The following is a 16,695-nucleotide window of genomic DNA, read 5'->3' on the forward strand; positions in this document are numbered from 1 at the left end:
GCCGGGTGACTCTCACCCCAGAAGACCTCATCGGGTATGTCGAACGTGATCTCGACGCGGACATCGCTCGCTGGTTCCCCGCCGGGGAGCCGGTCGAGGTGCCGGCCGAGACCCGTTCGATCGACCATCTGCTGGACCGTCTGCCACCGGCCGGGGCCACCGCCCTGGCCGGTTTCGATCGCCGGGTGCGCGCGGGTGGGATCCCGTGGCCGTTCGACATCGCCGACTGGTCGTACGGATTCGACTTCGGCGCCAACGACTGCACGATCCTGGACGCCGACTACGAGACCGAGCTGACTGACGACGACGTCTTCACGATCGGCGCCGACGGTGGCGGCAACCTGTGGACGGTGCTGGCGAACGGGCAGGTCGCCGTCTGGTTCCACGAGGAGGAGGTGCTGGAGGGCGGCACCCGCTTCGACCACCTGGACGTGTTCCTGTGGTCGTTGGTCCGCTACTACGCGGTGCGGGCCGGGGTGCTGTCCCGGGCCGAGGTGGAGGCCGACTTCCGTTCGTTGGGCCAGGACGGGGCGCTCGCCGACGACGTCGGTCTGCTGGCCGGTATGAAGGACTCTTCCCCCGAATAGGGCAATCCGATCAAGACGGGCACGGCCTACCGTGATCCCGTGAATCTCGGTCCGTCGTTCTCCGCGCCCGTCACCGCCGCCGGGGTGGTTCTGTGGCGGGGCGCGGAGAACGCCCGGGAGGTTCTCGTCGTGCATCATCGGCGCGGCGAATGGTGTTTCCCGAAAGGGCGTGTCGGGCCGGGCGAGCACATCGTGCCGGCCGCGGTCCGGGTGGTTTCCGAACGGACCGGGCTGTCCGTCCGGCCGGGCCCGTGGCTCGGCGCGACGGACTATCTCGAACAGGGCTGGCCGGAACACGTCGACTATTTCGCGGCCGAGGTGGATCCGGCCGTGACCTGCACTTTCCCGCCCGGCGAGTTCGACGACCTGCTGTGGTTGCCGCCCCGTCGGGCCGCCGACGCCCTGAGCCGGCCCGATGACGTGCGCATTCTCGGCGAATTGCAGGACCGGGTGCGGGTCAGTACGAGCATTGTGATCCTGATGCGCGACGTGCCGCTTCCGGCGCGACAGGTCATTTCCGCGTACGGCGCCGGCGAACCGTGTTCGGACGCCGATCCGGAGAGTGCGCTGAGAATCGCCGAGGAATCGTTCGCGACGGGCCGTCCGGCGGCACTGTGTGCGGAGGAGGCCGCCCTGCGGGAGTTGTCGCGCCGGCTGTCACCCGCCGTCGTCGACGCGATCATCCCGGCGGGCGGTCTGCTCGTCCTGCACGGCACCCCGTCGCGCGTCGTGGCGGTCGAGCGCCACCTCATCTGAAACCGGAAACCAACACAACCGGACTCTCCTAATTAGGACCGTTTTGTGGGGAAAACTCCTGCGAATTTAAGAGACCGAAATCTCTTCGACATATTGCGCTCGGGCAGAACCGGGCGTAAACAAAGACAAAGCCAAAACGAACCAGGCGGGTGAGCAAGGATGTACGCGGAGGAACGCCAGCAGGAGATAGTGCGGCGGGCCCGGGCCGAGGGCCGGGTCGACGTCGTCGCGCTGGCCGAGACCTTCGGGGTGACGGCCGAGACGATCCGCCGCGACCTGACGGTGCTGGAGCGCTCCGGCGTTCTCCGCCGGGTGCACGGCGGCGCGATCCCGGTCGAGCGGCTCGGATTCGAGCCGGCCCTGGCCGCCCGCGACGCGGTGCTGATAAGCGAGAAGGAGCGGATCGCCAAGGCCGCCCTCGCCGAGGTCCCGGAGGACGGGGCGATCATCCTGGACGCCGGGACCACCACGGCCCGCCTGTCCCAGTTGCTGCCGGCCGACCGTGAGCTCACCGTGGTGGTGAACTCGCCGGTGTTGGCGGCCGCGCTCGGCGTCAAACCGAACCTCACCGTCCTGCTGCTCGGCGGCCGGGTCCGGGGCAAGACCCTGGCCACCGTCGACGACTGGGCGCTGCGGCCGCTCGCCGACATGTATGTCGACGTCGCGTTCATGGGCACCAACGGGTGCACCGTCGAACGTGGCATGACCACCCCCGACCCGGCCGAGGCGGCGGTCAAGCGGGCGATGATCGCCGCGGCCCGCCGGGTGGTGCTGCTCGCCGATCACACCAAGATCGGCAATGATTACCTGGCCAAATTCGGTGCTCTCACCGACCTCGACCTGCTGATCACCGACAACGGGCTGGACCACGACCTGGCCGCCGAAGTCGAGGCCACCGGTGTCCGGGTGGTGAAGGCGTGATTCTCACGGTCACCCTCAACCCCAGCGTCGATCGCGCCCTCGAGGTCGACGCACTGGTCCGCGGTGAGGTGCTGCGGGCCGCCGACTCCCACATCGACCCGGGCGGCAAGGGCGTCAACGTCTCCCGCGCGCTGCTCGCCAACGGGGTCCGCTCCACCGCCGTGGTGCCCACCGGCGGCGCCGAGGGCGAACAACTCGTCGACCTGCTCAACGCCGAGGGTGTCGACCTGCTGTCCGTGCCGATCGCCGGCCGGACCCGTTCCAACATCACCCTGGCCGAGCCGGACGGCACGGTCACGAAGATCAACGAGGCCGGCCCGGTCCTCTCCGACACCGAGTTCGCCCAGGTCAGCAAGGCCGTCCTGGACGCCGCGGCACAGGCCGACTGGGTGGTCATCTGCGGCAGCCTGCCGCCCGGCCCGAGCATCGACGCCTTCACCGACCTGTGTTCCCGGCTGGTCGGCGCGGGCTACCGGCTGGCCGTCGACAGCAGTGGTCCGGCCCTGCTGGCCGGGGTCGCCGCCGGCGCCGCCCTGGTCAAACCCAACCGCGAGGAACTCGCCGAGGCCGTCGGAGCGGAACCGACCACCCTCGGCGACGTGGTCGAAGCCTGCCGCCGGCTGCGGGCGGCGGGAGCCGGCGCGGTGCTGGCCAGTCTCGGTGCCGACGGAGCGGTCCTGGTCGACGGCGACGGCGTCCTGGCCGGGATCTCCCCGGTCAGCGTGCCGCGGAGCACGGTCGGCGCCGGCGACGCGCTGCTCGCCGGATTCCTCGCGGCCGGTGCGCGGGGCGCCGCCGCGCTCACCGAGGGGCTGGCGTGGGGCGCGGCCGCGGTCTCGCTTCCGGGCAGCCGCATGCCGACCCCGGCCGACCTCGACCGTACGCACGTGCGCGTCACCCCCGACCCCGACCCGTCCCGCCCGCTCCACTCCTGAACCCCCGGCCGGTACGTCAGCGCCGATCGGACAAACCCCCTCCAATAACTCTCCACAATGAAATGGAGATCCCTCATGGCCTCTTCGTACACCCCCGAGGTCAGCGGTTCCGGAATACGGGCCCGCGTCCAGAAGCTCGGCGGCTACCTCGCCGGGATGGTGATGCCCAACATCGGGGCGATCATCGCCTGGGGTCTGATCACGGCACTGTTCATCCCGGTCGGCTGGCTGCCGAACGAGAGTCTGGCCGAGCTGGTCGGCCCGATGATCACGTACCTGCTCCCGGTCCTGATCGGTTACACCGGCGGCCGGATGGTCCACGGCCAGCGCGGCGCGGTCGTCGGTGCCACCGCCACGATGGGTGTCATCGTCGGCGCCGACGTCCCGATGTTCCTCGGCGCGATGATCATCGCCCCGCTCACCGCCTACGTGCTGAAGCTGTTCGACAACGCGATCGAGGGCAAGATCCGCCCCGGTTTCGAGATGCTCGTCGACAACTTCTCGGCCGGCATCATCGGCGGTGGCTTCGCGATCCTCGGCAAGCTGGGCATCGGCCCGGTCGTCAACGCCCTCACCGAGGCGGCCGGCAACGGCGTCGACTGGCTCCTCGACCACAGCCTGATGCCGCTGGTGTCGATCCTGGTCGAGCCGGCCAAGGTGCTGTTCCTCAACAACGCCATCAACCACGGCGTGTTCAGCCCGCTCGGCGTGCAGCAGGTGGCCGAGCACGGCAAGTCGATCCTGTTCATGATCGAGTCGAACCCCGGCCCCGGCCTCGGCTTGCTCCTGGCCTACTTCTTCTTCGGCCCGAAGTCGCTGCGCCCGACCACCCCGGCTGCGATGATCATCCACTTCTTCGGCGGCATCCACGAGATCTACTTCCCGTACGTGCTGATGAAGCCCCGCCTGATCCTGGCCATGATGGCCGGCGGCATGGCCGGTGTGGCCACCTTCATGGTCACCGGCGCGGGCACCGTGGCCTCGCCGGCCCCGGGCAGCATCTTCGCCTTCTTCGCCGTCACCGCGAAGGGCAGCCACTTCGGGATGATCCTCGGCGTCATCCTGGCCGCCGCGGTCACCTTCGGTGTCGCCTCCCTGCTCCTCGGGTTCGGCAAGCTCAAGTCCGACCAGGAGCCCGAGGACGACAGCACCGACACCACCGCCGACGACGAGGTCAGCCGCAAGGAAAACGCGTAACCACCACCGGAGACGCGTAACCACCACAGGAGAGAAGTCATGGCAACCATCAACGGCAAGGACATCCACAAGCTCGTGGTCGCCTGCGACGCGGGAATGGGCAGCAGCGTGATGCTGGCCAGCACCCTGCGCAAGCAGCTCGGCAAGAGCGGGGTAACGGTCGAGCACACCCCGGTGAACTCGATCCCGGCCGACGCCGACGTGGTGGTCTGCCACAGCGGCCTGGCCGCCCGGGCCAGGTCGGTAGCACCCGACAAACCGATCGTGCCGTTCCAGATCTTCCTCGGCGACCCGGCCGTGACCCGCGTGGTCAAGGCCATCCAGCAGGGGACCGATCTCAATGTCTGACCAGTTGCTCGACCCCCGGGCCATCCGGCTCGGGGAGTCGGCTGCCGACCGTGACGACGCGATCCGTCGCTGCGGAGAGGTCCTGGTCGAGATCGGCGCCGCGGAACCGGGCTACATCGACACGATGCTGGCCCGGGAACAGTCGATCTCCACCTACGTCGGCGAGGGGGTCGCCATCCCGCACGGCACCCTCGCCGGCAAGGACCTGGTCAAGCGCGACGCCCTCGCGGTGCTGCGCTTCCCGGAGACGGTCGACTGGGACGGCGAGCCGGTCACCCTCTGCGTGGCCATCGCCGCCCAGGGCAACGGTCACGTCGAACTTCTTGCCGCTCTCGCCGAGATCCTGCTCGACGAGGACCAGGCCCGCGAACTGCGCGAGGCCACCGAACCCGAGACCGTGATCCGGCTCCTCGGGAGCATCCAGGAGGAAGCGAAACAATGAAGGTCGTACGATTCCACGCCCCCGGCGACGTCCGTTTCGAGGACGCGCCGGAGCCCGAGGCCGGCCCCGGAGAGGTCAAGATCCGGGTCCGGAACTGCTCCACCTGCGGCACCGACGTCAAGATCTCCAAGTTCGGCCACCACCACATCCACCCGCCGCGGGTGATGGGCCACGAGATCGCCGGTGAGATCGTGCAGGTCGGCGAAGGCGTCGACGGCTGGTCGGCCGGCGACCGGGTGCAGGTCATCGCCGCCATCCCGTGCGGCGAGTGTGCCGAGTGCGAGCGCGGCCGGATGACCATCTGCCCCAACCAGGTGTCGATGGGCTACCACTTCGAGGGCGGCTTCGCCCAGTACATGGTGGTGCCCCGCGAGGTCCTCAAGGTCGATGGCCTGAACCGGATCCCGGAGGGTGTCTCGTTCGCCGAGGCGTCCGTCGCCGAGCCGCTGGCCTGCGCCCTCAACGCGCAGAACCTGGCCCGCGTCGGTGTCGGCGACGACGTCGTGGTGATCGGCTCCGGTCCGATCGGCTGCCTGCACGTCCGGCTGGCCCGGGCCCGCGGCGCGGCTCGCGTCTTCCTGGTCGAGCTCAGCCGGCAGCGCCTGGAGATGGCCGCCAACCTGGTCAAGCCGGACGCGGCGATCTGCGCCGAGGAGGTCGACCCGGTCGAGGAGATCCTCAAACTGACCGACGGCCGCGGCGCCGACGTCATCATCACCGCCGCCGCCTCCGGCAAAGCGCAGGAGCAGGCCATCCTGATGGCCGCCCGGCAGGGCCGGATCAGCTTCTTCGGCGGTCTGCCCAAGGACAACCCGACCATCACCTGCGACTCCAACCTGGTCCACTACCGGGAGTTGATGATCGTCGGCGCCAACGGGTCCAGCCCGGCCCACAACGCCGAGGCCCTCAACCTGGTCGCCACCGGCGCGGTGCCGGTCGCCGACCTGATCACCCACCGCCTCCCGCTGGAGAGCGCGATCGACGCCTTCGGCATCGTCGCCCGCGGCGAGGCCATCAAGGTCACCATCGAGCCCTAGAGGAGCCTGCTATGCCCACGCGCACGGTGACCGTCGGTTCCAGCAGCGGCCTGCACGCCCGCCCCGCGAAGATCTTCGTCGAGGCGGCCGCGAAGGCCCCGGTCAAGGTCACGATCCGGTCCGGCGACCGGAAGCCGGTACCCGCCAAGAGCATGCTGTCGGTGCTCGCCCTCGGCGCCAAACAGGGCACCGAGGTGATCCTGGAGGCCGAGGGGGAGGGCGCCGACGAGGCCCTGGACAGCCTGGCCGAGCTGCTGGCGAAGGACCTGGACGCCGATGCCTGAGATGCTCACCGGCATCGGGGTGTGCGCCGGGATCGCCGCCGGTCCGCTGTTGCGGATCGCGGCCGCCCCGGCGCTCCCGGCCCCCGTCCCGGTCACCGACACCGAGGCGGAGTACACCCGGGCCGAGGCCGCGCTGGCCGAGGTGGTCGCCGAACTCGGCCGCCGCGCCGACCGGACGACCGACGCCACGGTGGCCGAGGTGCTGCGGGCCGAGGCGCTGATGGCCGACGACGAGGAGCTGCGCGACGGCGTACGCGAGCTGATCGGCGACGGCCACGACGCACCGCACGCGATCGACGGTGCGTTCGCGACGTTCCGGGAGGCGTTCGCCGCCGCCGGCGGTTACCTCGCCGAACGGGTCGCCGACCTGGACGATCTCCGCGACCGGGCGGTCGCGGTGCTGCTCGGCCTGCCGATGCCGGGTGTCCCCGCACCCGGCCACCCCTACGTGCTCGCGGCCCGCGACCTGGCCCCCGCGGACACCGCCGACCTCGACCCGGAACAGGTGATCGGCCTGGTCACCGAGGTCGGCGGCCCGACCAGCCACACCGCGATCCTGGCCCGCGCGCTCGGCCTGCCCGCGGTGGTCGCCTGCCCCGGCGTGCTCGCCGTGCCGGACGGCACGATCGTGCTGCTCGACGGCGCGTCCGGGCAGGTCCGGGTGGACGTCTCGGAGACCGAGGCGAAAGCCGCGGCGGACCGGGCGGCCCAGGTGGCTGCCGCGGCGTCGACGTTGACCGGTCCGGGCCAGACCTCCGACGGGTACGGGGTGAAGCTCCTGGCCAATGTCGGTTCGGTCAAGAACGTCCCGGCCGCCGACGAGGCTCACGCCGAGGGGATCGGCCTGTTCCGTACCGAGTTGCTCTTCCTCGACCGTGTCCAGGAGCCGACCCTGGACGAGCAGGTCGCCGCCTACCGTGACGTGTTCACCGCGATGGCCGGGCGGCGCGTCGTCATCCGTACCCTCGATGCCGGAGCCGACAAGCCACTGCCGTTCCTGAATCAGGACGGTGAGCCCAACCCCGCGCTGGGTGTCCGCGGCCTGCGCGTGGCGCGGCAGCGCCCGGACGTACTGACCACGCAGCTCGCCGCGATCGCCGAGGCCCGGTCGCAGACCGGTGCCGACGTGTGGGTGATGGCGCCGATGGTGTCCACCCTGGCCGAGGCGACCGGGTTCGCGGCCGCCGTGCGTGACGCCGGCCTGCCCAAGGCCGGGGTGATGATCGAGGTCCCGGCGGCCGCGCTGCGAGCCGCCGACCTGCTCCGGGTGGTCGACTTCCTGAGCATCGGCACGAACGACCTGAGCCAGTACACGTTCGCCGCCGACCGGATGTGCGGCGATCTGGCCGACCTGCTGGACCCGTGGCAGCCGGCCCTGCTCCAGCTCATCGGCGTGTGTGGGGCGGCCGGTCGGACGGCCGGCAAACCCGTCGGCGTGTGCGGTGAGGCCGCCGCCGATCCGCTGCTCGCGCCGGTGCTGGTCGGGCTCGGGGTGACCAGCCTGTCGATGTCCCCGCGCGCGATCGGCCCGGTCCGGGCGGCGCTCGCCGGGCGTACCGAAGCCGAATGCGAGCGGTTGGCCGGACTCGCGGTGGCCGCGCCGGATGCGTCCGAGGCCCGTAGGCTGGCGATCTGAGAGAGGGCCTCCCGTGGGGAGGCCCTCGTCAGTCGAACGGGAAACCGGGCGGGAACACCGGCGTCGGGAACGTCTCGACCCGGTGGATCACGTCGAAGAGCAGGCGCGGCGCACCGGGCGTGTTCGAGTAGGTGACGATCCGCTTGGGCCCGCCGTGCCGGTAGGTCACGGTCACCTCATACCGGTACCGGCCGGACCGGTCGGTCGGCACGTAGCGGGACCGCAGGCCGCGGAACGCCGGGCTGGACGCCATCCGCAGCACCACACCGGCCTCCCGGATGCCGCCGGACACCTGGAAGATCGAGAGATTCTGCCGGCTGTGGGTGCGCTCGACCGACACCTGGACGGCCTGGTGGCGCGGCGCGGCGTCGGCGGCGGGCGGATGCGCGGTGATCGTGGCGAGACCCAGCAGCAGGGCCACGCCGCGCGAAATGATCATCGGGCCACTTTATCCGGAATGTACCATTTCACCTGATCAAAACGCGCTCAAGTCGTAGCCCCGCTTCGCCAGTTTCGTCTCCAGCACATGACACACCTGCTCCACCACCGCGAACCGGGCATACGGCTTGTCATCCCCGGCGATCACATGCCAGCGCGCCTTCGGACGGTCGGTCCGGTCGATCATCTCCTCGACGGCCGCCTCGTACGCCCCCCGCTTCTCCCGGTTACGCCAGTCCTCGTCGGTCAGCTTCCACTGCCGCAACGGATCGTCACGTCGGCTCTCGAACCGCTTCAGCTGCTCGGAGTCCGACACGTGCATCCAGAACTTGATCAGGATCATGCCCTCGGCGGTCAGCGTCCGCTCGAACTCCACGATCTCGTCGTACGCCCGCTTCCACTGCTCGTCGGTCGCGAAACCCTCGACCCGTTCCACCAGCACCCGGCCATACCAGGACCGGTCCAGCACCGCCATCCCGCCCCGGCCCGGCAGCACGGTCCAGAACCGCTGCAGGAAATGGTGCCGCTTCTCGTCATAGGTCGGCGCGGCGAACTGCGCCACCCGTACATGCCTGGGGTCCAGCGGCGCCACCAGGCGCTTGATCGCACCACCCTTGCCCGACGCGTCCCAACCCTCGAACACCACACACAGCGGCGGCCCGATCTTCTTCTCCCCGATCTGACCGCCCAACAGCAGCCGCAACCGCAACAGCCGCTCCTGCGCCGCCTCCAGCCGCGCCTCGGCCTTCTTCTTGGAGACCTCGAACGGGGGATTGGCGCTACCCAGATGACCCATCCACCCAGCATCCCTAATCCAGTTGTGATCCGCAGCAGCCGGTACGGGAGAATGCGGACGTGACTTTCGTAGACGACCTGTTGTGGCGCGGACTCATCCAGGACTCGACCGACCTCGTCGAGCTCCGCAAAAAGCTCGACGGCGGCTCGATCACGTTCTATGTGGGCTTCGACCCCACCGCCGCCTCGCTGCACGTCGGCCACCTGATGCAGGTGTGCACCGCCCGTCGCCTCCAGCTCGCCGGCCACCGCCCGTTGCTGCTCGTCGGCGGCGCCACCGGCCAGATCGGCGACCCGCGCGAGTCCAGCGAGCGCAGCCTCAACCCGCCCGAGGTGGTCGAGGGCTGGGTGCAGCGAATCCGTACTCAGCTGTCCCCGTTCGTCACCTACGACGGCGACAACGCCGCCACCCTCGTCAACAACCTCGACTGGACCGGCCCGATGTCGGTCGTCGACTTCCTACGCGACGTCGGCAAACACTTCCCGGTCAACAAGATGCTGGCCCGCGACGTGGTCCGGAACCGGCTGGAGAGCGGCATCAGCTTCACCGAGTTCAGCTACCAGCTGCTCCAGTCCAACGACTTCTACCAGCTGCACGTCCAGCACGGCTGCGAGCTGCAGTTCGGCGGCTCCGACCAGTGGGGCAACATCACCGCCGGGGTCGACTTCGTCCGGCGTCGCGGCGCCGGCCCGGTCAACGCCTTCGTCACCCCGCTCGTCCTCAAGTCCGACGGCACCAAGTTCGGCAAGACCGAGGGCGGCGCCGTCTGGCTCGACCCGTCGATGACCACGCCGTACAGCTTCTACCAGTTCTGGATCAACAGCGACGACCGCGACGTCAACCAGTACCTGCGCTACTTCAGCTTCAAGTCCCGCGAGGAACTCGAGGAGTTGGAGAAGGCGACCGCCGAGCGGCCGCAGGCCCGGCTCGCGCAGCGAGCCCTCGCCGAGGAGCTCACCGCGCTGGTGCACGGTCCCGAGGAGGCCCGGCAGGCGATCGCTGCCAGCCAGGCCCTTTTCGGGCGAGGTTCGTTGGACGAGCTGTCCGCGGACACGTTGCGCGCCGCGTTGTCCGAGGCCGGCCTTCATGGGGTACGGGGTGAGCTCCCCACCGTGGGTGTGTTGCTCAAGGACGCCGGTCTCGTGGCTTCGGCGAACGAGGCCCGCCGCACGATCACCGAGGGTGGCGCGTACCTCAACAACGAGCGCATCACCGATGGTGAGGCCGAGATCCCGACGTCCGCCCTGCTGCACGGCCGTTTCCTGGTCCTGCGCCGAGGCAAGCGCACGTTCGCCGGGGTCGAACTGCTGCCCTGACCGTCCTACGCCGGGACCCCGTTTCTCCGGGGCCCTCGGTCTTCGTCCTGGGCCCTCGGTCTTCGTCCTGGGCCCTCGGTCTTCGTCCTGGGCCCTCGGTCTTCGTCCTGGGCCCTCGGTCTTGGGTCCTCGGCCCTCGGTCTTGGGTCCTCGGCCCTCGGTCCTCGGCCCTCAGTCTTCGGACTTCAGCCCTCAGCCCTCAGGCTTCGGACTTCAGACTTCAGCCCTCAGTCTTCGGCTTTGGACTTCGGCCCTCGGCTTCGGTCTGCCCGATCTGAGTTAAAGGCCGGAAATTTCGCTGTGACCGGCGTCGCCCGACCCCGATTTGGAGTTGATGGGAGGGGCGGGTAATGTTTACCGAGCCGCCAGGGAGACGGGCGAGCGAGCGGGACCTGAAGTTGGGGCCCGGCCGGCCGTCCTGACGGAAACCCTTACAAGATCGCACGATCTAGTGTCGTGTGTGTTTTTGGGGTGCCTGTGCAGTTTCTGTGGTTGTTGAATTCGGTTGCGAAACGCGGATTTGACAGGGCGGAAACGGCGGGTAAAGTAGAGCGAGTGCCCCGGAGGGCGGGCCGCGAAAGCGGTTCGGTTTAAGGTGTGCGGTTGTTCTTTGAGAACTCAACAGGGTGCTTGATAAGCCAGTGCCAATTATGGCAATACCCCGGCTTGTCGTTTAGGCGATAAGTGGGAGATTCCTTTGGCAACATTTTTGTTGCCGGGATGAGTTTTTCAACAGATTTTGTTGGAGAGTTTGATCCTGGCTCAGGACGAACGCTGGCGGCGTGCTTAACACATGCAAGTCGAGCGGAAAGGCCCTTCGGGGTACTCGAGCGGCGAACGGGTGAGTAACACGTGAGTAACCTGCCCTGGACTTTGGGATAACCCTCGGAAACGGGGGCTAATACCGAATACGACACTCTACCGCATGGTGTGGGTGTGGAAAGTTTTTTCGGTCTGGGATGGACTCGCGGCCTATCAGCTTGTTGGTGGGGTAATGGCCTACCAAGGCGACGACGGGTAGCCGGCCTGAGAGGGCGACCGGCCACACTGGGACTGAGACACGGCCCAGACTCCTACGGGAGGCAGCAGTGGGGAATATTGCACAATGGGCGGAAGCCTGATGCAGCGACGCCGCGTGAGGGATGACGGCCTTCGGGTTGTAAACCTCTTTCAGCAGGGACGAAGCGCAAGTGACGGTACCTGCAGAAGAAGCGCCGGCCAACTACGTGCCAGCAGCCGCGGTAAGACGTAGGGCGCGAGCGTTGTCCGGATTTATTGGGCGTAAAGAGCTCGTAGGCGGCTTGTCGCGTCGAATGTGAAATCTCAGGGCTCAACTCTGACATTGCATTCGATACGGGCAGGCTAGAGTTCGGTAGGGGAGACTGGAATTCCTGGTGTAGCGGTGAAATGCGCAGATATCAGGAGGAACACCGGTGGCGAAGGCGGGTCTCTGGGCCGATACTGACGCTGAGGAGCGAAAGCGTGGGGAGCGAACAGGATTAGATACCCTGGTAGTCCACGCTGTAAACGTTGGGCGCTAGGTGTGGGGACCCTCTCCGGGTTTCTGCGCCGCAGCTAACGCATTAAGCGCCCCGCCTGGGGAGTACGGCCGCAAGGCTAAAACTCAAAGGAATTGACGGGGGCCCGCACAAGCGGCGGAGCATGCGGATTAATTCGATGCAACGCGAAGAACCTTACCTGGGTTTGACATGCACGGAAATCTCACAGAGATGTGGGGTCCTTCGGGGTCGTGCACAGGTGGTGCATGGCTGTCGTCAGCTCGTGTCGTGAGATGTTGGGTTAAGTCCCGCAACGAGCGCAACCCTCGTTCGATGTTGCCAGCGCGTCATGGCGGGGACTCATCGAAGACTGCCGGGGTCAACTCGGAGGAAGGTGGGGATGACGTCAAGTCATCATGCCCCTTATGTCCAGGGCTTCACGCATGCTACAATGGCCGGTACAAAGGGCTGCGAGACCGTGAGGTTGAGCGAATCCCAAAAAGCCGGTCTCAGTTCGGATCGGGGTCTGCAACTCGACCCCGTGAAGTCGGAGTCGCTAGTAATCGCAGATCAGCAACGCTGCGGTGAATACGTTCCCGGGCCTTGTACACACCGCCCGTCACGTCACGAAAGTCGGCAACACCCGAAGCCGGTGGCCTAACCCGTAAGGGAGGGAGCCGTCGAAGGTGGGGCTGGCGATTGGGACGAAGTCGTAACAAGGTAGCCGTACCGGAAGGTGCGGCTGGATCACCTCCTTTCTAAGGAGCAACTCTTACCGAAAGGTAAGCAGTAGCCCGCGGTCGACGAATGCTCGACCGGGGTGCTCATAGGCGGAGACACTGGCTAGTTCGGACCGGCAACGGCCGGCTTCTTAGTACAGCCTTCGGGCGTGGAACAGAGCTGGTGCGGCTGGCGAGAGCGTCAAAGAAAAGCACCCTGTTGGGTATCTGAAAGAACAACCCGCGTAGGTCGGCTGAGTGCCGGTGCCCGTGAGGGTGGTTGTTTTTCAATGCCAGGCACAGCCTGGCAGCCCATACCGGCCGCTGTGAGTGGTGCTGGTGAGCTGCTGGATCGGGTTGTGGGTTGGTCGTTGGTTGAGAATTGCACAGTGGACGCGAGCATCTTGTTTTCTGTGGTTAAGTTGTCAAGGGCGAACGGTGGATGCCTTGGCACCAGGAGCCGATGAAGGACGTGGGAGGCCGCGATAGGCCTGGGGGAGCTGCCAACCTAGCTGTGATCCCAGGGTGTCCGAATGGGGAAACCTGGCACGAGTCATGTCGTGTCATCCATGCCTGAATTCATAGGGCATGTGAGGGGAACGCGGGGAAGTGAAACATCTCAGTACCCGTAGGAAGAGAAAACAACCGTGATTCCGTGAGTAGTGGCGAGCGAAAGCGGATGTAGCCTAAACCAGATATGTGTGATAGCTGTCAGGCGTTGCATATCCGGGGTTGTGGGACCTACTTGATTGTTCTGACAGGCAGTCGAAGAGTTACAAAGTCATAGGTTAGTTGAACGGTGTGGGAAAGCCGGCCGTAGAGGGTGAGAGCCCCGTAAGCGAAAATCTATGACCTCTTTGTGGTGTTCCCGAGTAGCAGCGGACTCCTAGAATCTGCTGTGAATCTGCCAGGACCACCTGGTAAGGCTGAATACTTCCTGGTGACCGATAGCGGACTAGTACCGTGAGGGAATGGTGAAAAGTACCCCGGGAGGGGAGTGAAATAGTACCTGAAACCGTTCGCCTACAATCCGTCAGAGCCTTTAGGGGTGATGGCGTGCCTTTTGAAGAATGAGCCTGCGAGTTAGTGGCATGTGGCGAGGTTAACCCGTGTGGGGAAGCCGTAGCGAAAGCGAGTCTGAATAGGGCGTTTTCAGTCGCATGCTCTAGACCCGAAGCGGGGTGATCTAGCCATGGGCAGGTTGAAGCGTGGGTAAGACTGCGTGGAGGACCGAACCCACCAACGTTGAAAAGTTGGGGGATGACCTGTGGTTAGGGGTGAAAGGCCAATCAAACTCCGTGATAGCTGGTTCTCCCCGAAATGCATTTAGGTGCAGCGTCGCGTGTTTCTTGCCGGAGGTAGAGCACTGGATGGTCTAGGGGGCCCACAAGCTTACTGAAATCAGCCAAACTCCGAATGCCGGTAAGTGAGAGCGCGGCAGTGAGACTGCGGGGGATAAGCTTCGTAGTCGAGAGGGAAACAGCCCAGATCGCCAGCTAAGGCCCCTAAGCGTGTGCTAAGTGGAAAAGGATGTGGGATCGCATGGACAACCAGGAGGTTGGCTTAGAAGCAGCCACCCTTTAAAGAGTGCGTAATAGCTCACTGGTCAAGTGGTTCCGCGCCGACAATGTAGCGGGGCTCAAGCACACCGCCGAAGCTGTGGCATTCACACATTAACTCCGCGACGCCCTTGAGGTTGTCGTGCAGGTGTGTGGATGGGTAGGGGAGCGTCGTATGGCGGGTGAAGCGGCGGAGTGATCCAGCCGTGGACGCCATACGAGTGAGAATGCAGGCATGAGTAGCGAATGAAGGGTGAGAACCCCTTCCGCCGGATGACCAAGGGTTCCAGGGCCAGGCTAATCCGCCCTGGGTGAGTCGGGGCCTAAGGCGAGGCCGAGAGGCGTAGTCGATGGATAACGGGTTGATATTCCCGTACCCGCAAAGAAGCGCCCAAGACGAACCCATCTGTACTAACTACGCAAAGCCGGCGAGGACTTCGGTCTGAGTCGGTGGAGTCTAGGACCTTGGGTGGTAGTAGTTTAGCGATGGGGTGACGCAGGAAGGTAGATGATCCCGGCCGGTGGTTGTGCCGGGGTAAGCGTGTAGGCCGTACCGTAGGCAAATCCGCGGTGCATGTAGGCTGAGACGTGATGCCGAGCCGTTCTGGTGAAGTCATTGATCCTATGCTGCCGAGAAAAGCCTCTAGCGATGTTTCGAGCGGCCCGTACCCGAAACCGACACAGGTGGTCAGGTAGAGAATACCGAGGCGACGGGTGAACTGTGGTTAAGGAACTCGGCAAATTGCCCCCGTAACTTAGGGAGAAGGGGGGCCGGACGCGTGAAGCCCCTTGCGGGTGGAGCGTGGTATGGCCGCAGAGAGCAGGGGGAAGCGACTGTTTACTAAAAACACAGGTCCATGCCAAGTCGTAAGACGATGTATATGGACTGACGCCTGCCCGGTGCTGGAACGTTAAGGGGACCTGTTAGCTCTTCGGGGCGAAGCGGAGAACTTAAGCGCCAGTAAACGGCGGTGGTAACTATAACCATCCTAAGGTAGCGAAATTCCTTGTCGGGTAAGTTCCGACCTGCACGAATGGCGTAACGACTTCCCCACTGTCTCAACCACAGGCCCGGCGAAATTGCAGTACGAGTAAAGATGCTCGTTACGCGCGGCAGGACGGAAAGACCCCGGGACCTTTACTATAGCTTGACATTGGTATCCGAATTTAATTGTGTAGGATAGGTGGGAGCCGGTGAAGCTCGGACGCCAGTTCGGGTGGAGGCATTGTTGAAATACCACTCTGTTGGGTTTGGGTATCTAACTTGCGGCCCTGATCGGGTCGAGGGACAGTGTCTGGTGGGTAGTTTAACTGGGGCGGTTGCCTCCTAAAGGGTAACGGAGGCGCCCAAAGGTTCCCTCAGCCTGGTTGGCAATCAGGTGTTGAGTGTAAGTGCACAAGGGAGCTTGACTGTGAGACTGACGGGTCGAGCAGGGACGAAAGTCGGGACTAGTGATCCGGCACTTGCGTGTGGAAGCGGTGTCGCTCAACGGATAAAAGGTACCCCGGGGATAACAGGCTGATCTTCCCCAAGAGTCCATATCGACGGGATGGTTTGGCACCTCGATGTCGGCTCGTCGCATCCTGGGGCTGTAGCAGGTCCCAAGGGTTGGGCTGTTCGCCCATTAAAGCGGTACGCGAGCTGGGTTTAGAACGTCGTGAGACAGTTCGGTCCCTATCCGCCGTGCGCGTTGGATACTTGAGAAGGGCTGTCCCTAGTACGAGAGGACCGGGACGGACGAACCTCTGGTGTGCCAGTTGTTCCGCCAGGAGCATGGCTGGTTGGCTACGTTCGGAAGGGATAACCGCTGAAAGCATCTAAGCGGGAAGCTCGCTTCGAGATGAGGTATCCCACCACCTTGAGTGGGTAAGGCTCCCAATAGACTATTGGGTTGATAGGCCGGAGATGTAAGCACGGTAACGTGTTGAGTTGACCGGTACTAATAGGCCGAGGGCTTAACCACCCTATACATTGCGCTTGCGTCCACTGTGTGATTCACAGCAAACGAACAACCACCTTGAGGGTTGCTCGGCCACCTGGTGGCCGGCATCTGAGAGTTGCTGGTTCTTCGCTGTTGCTGAAAGGTGTTTCGGTGGTCATAGCGGAGGGGAAACGCCCGGTTACATTCCGAACCCGGTAGCTAAGCCCTCCAGCGCCGATGGTACTGCACTCGGGAGGGTGTGGGAGAGTAGGACGCCGCCGGACTCAACGTGATCGGTCGAGG

13 protein-coding genes and 3 rRNA genes are annotated in these 16,695 nt (G+C 65.5%); 14 read left to right on the top strand and 2 right to left on the bottom strand.

Annotated elements, in window-relative coordinates; genetic code table 11:
* Nucleotides 1-5: 5 nt before the first annotated feature.
* From Q0Z83_RS54010 to ptsP, 10 genes are all read left to right on the top strand, one after another.
* Nucleotides 6-587, top strand: a complete 582-nt coding sequence (locus tag Q0Z83_RS54010; RefSeq protein ID WP_317791344.1) for a hypothetical protein — start codon at nt 6-8, stop codon at nt 585-587.
* A 39-nt stretch (nt 588-626) separates the two neighbouring features.
* On the top strand, nt 627-1,343 hold the full coding sequence (locus Q0Z83_RS54015) for an NUDIX hydrolase (protein WP_317791345.1): 717 nt from the start codon (nt 627-629) through the stop codon (nt 1,341-1,343).
* Nucleotides 1,344-1,502: 159 nt separating this feature from the next.
* Nucleotides 1,503-2,264 (top strand): DeoR/GlpR family DNA-binding transcription regulator, encoded by a 762-nt coding sequence (locus tag Q0Z83_RS54020; RefSeq protein WP_093621720.1) that lies wholly within the window; start codon nt 1,503-1,505, stop codon nt 2,262-2,264.
* Entirely contained in the window at nt 2,261-3,199 is a 939-nt protein-coding gene (gene pfkB / locus Q0Z83_RS54025) for a 1-phosphofructokinase (protein ID WP_317791346.1), read from the top strand. The genes Q0Z83_RS54020 and pfkB overlap by 4 nt, the downstream gene beginning before the upstream one ends.
* A gap of 75 nt (nt 3,200-3,274) precedes the next feature.
* Nucleotides 3,275-4,396, top strand: a complete 1,122-nt coding sequence (mtlA, locus tag Q0Z83_RS54030) for a mannitol-specific PTS transporter subunit IIC (RefSeq protein WP_317791347.1) — start codon at nt 3,275-3,277, stop codon at nt 4,394-4,396.
* Between the two features lie 39 nt (nt 4,397-4,435).
* Nucleotides 4,436-4,744, top strand: coding sequence for a PTS sugar transporter subunit IIB (locus Q0Z83_RS54035; RefSeq protein ID WP_317791348.1), 309 nt, complete (start codon nt 4,436-4,438; stop codon nt 4,742-4,744).
* Nucleotides 4,737-5,186 (top strand): PTS sugar transporter subunit IIA, encoded by a 450-nt coding sequence (locus tag Q0Z83_RS54040; protein WP_317791349.1) that lies wholly within the window; start codon nt 4,737-4,739, stop codon nt 5,184-5,186. Before Q0Z83_RS54035 ends, Q0Z83_RS54040 begins: the two co-directional genes overlap by 8 nt.
* A complete protein-coding gene (locus tag Q0Z83_RS54045; protein WP_317791350.1) occupies nt 5,183-6,223 on the top strand; it encodes a zinc-dependent dehydrogenase in 1,041 nt (346 codons plus the stop codon). Before Q0Z83_RS54040 ends, Q0Z83_RS54045 begins: the two co-directional genes overlap by 4 nt.
* A gap of 11 nt (nt 6,224-6,234) precedes the next feature.
* Complete coding sequence (locus tag Q0Z83_RS54050; RefSeq protein WP_093621725.1) at nt 6,235-6,507, top strand: HPr family phosphocarrier protein; 273 nt, start codon at nt 6,235-6,237, stop codon at nt 6,505-6,507.
* Complete coding sequence (gene ptsP / locus Q0Z83_RS54055) at nt 6,500-8,143, top strand: phosphoenolpyruvate--protein phosphotransferase (protein WP_317791351.1); 1,644 nt, start codon at nt 6,500-6,502, stop codon at nt 8,141-8,143. Before Q0Z83_RS54050 ends, ptsP begins: the two co-directional genes overlap by 8 nt.
* Nucleotides 8,144-8,171: 28 nt before the next feature.
* Here the strand turns inward: ptsP and Q0Z83_RS54060 are convergent, their stop codons facing one another.
* Together Q0Z83_RS54060 and Q0Z83_RS54065 are read right to left on the bottom strand one after the other, a co-directional pair.
* Nucleotides 8,172-8,582 (bottom strand): hypothetical protein, encoded by a 411-nt coding sequence (locus Q0Z83_RS54060; RefSeq protein WP_317791352.1) that lies wholly within the window; start codon nt 8,580-8,582, stop codon nt 8,172-8,174.
* Between the two features lie 36 nt (nt 8,583-8,618).
* The gene (locus tag Q0Z83_RS54065; protein ID WP_317791353.1) at nt 8,619-9,377 is read right to left on the bottom strand and encodes a polyphosphate kinase 2 family protein; all 759 of its coding nucleotides are present in this window, start codon (nt 9,375-9,377) and stop codon (nt 8,619-8,621) included.
* Nucleotides 9,378-9,436: 59 nt separating this feature from the next.
* Here Q0Z83_RS54065 and tyrS point away from each other — a divergent pair, with 59 nt between their 5' ends.
* From tyrS to rrf, 4 genes are all read left to right on the top strand, one after another.
* Entirely contained in the window at nt 9,437-10,693 is a 1,257-nt protein-coding gene (tyrS, locus tag Q0Z83_RS54070) for a tyrosine--tRNA ligase (protein ID WP_317791354.1), read from the top strand.
* 739 nt (nt 10,694-11,432) lie between these two features.
* Nucleotides 11,433-12,950: ribosomal RNA gene (locus Q0Z83_RS54075) — 16S ribosomal RNA — on the top strand.
* Nucleotides 12,951-13,326: 376 nt separating this feature from the next.
* Nucleotides 13,327-16,434 (top strand): 23S ribosomal RNA (locus tag Q0Z83_RS54080).
* Nucleotides 16,435-16,559: 125 nt separating this feature from the next.
* Nucleotides 16,560-16,676 (top strand): 5S ribosomal RNA (rrf, locus tag Q0Z83_RS54085).
* Together the 16S, 23S and 5S rRNA genes form the textbook arrangement of a ribosomal RNA operon.
* The last annotated feature ends 19 nt before the right edge of the window (nt 16,677-16,695 follow it).

The sequence above is a fragment of the Actinoplanes sichuanensis genome (assembly GCF_033097365.1).
In the GTDB taxonomy this organism is placed as follows: Bacteria; Actinomycetota; Actinomycetes; order Mycobacteriales; family Micromonosporaceae; genus Actinoplanes; species Actinoplanes sichuanensis.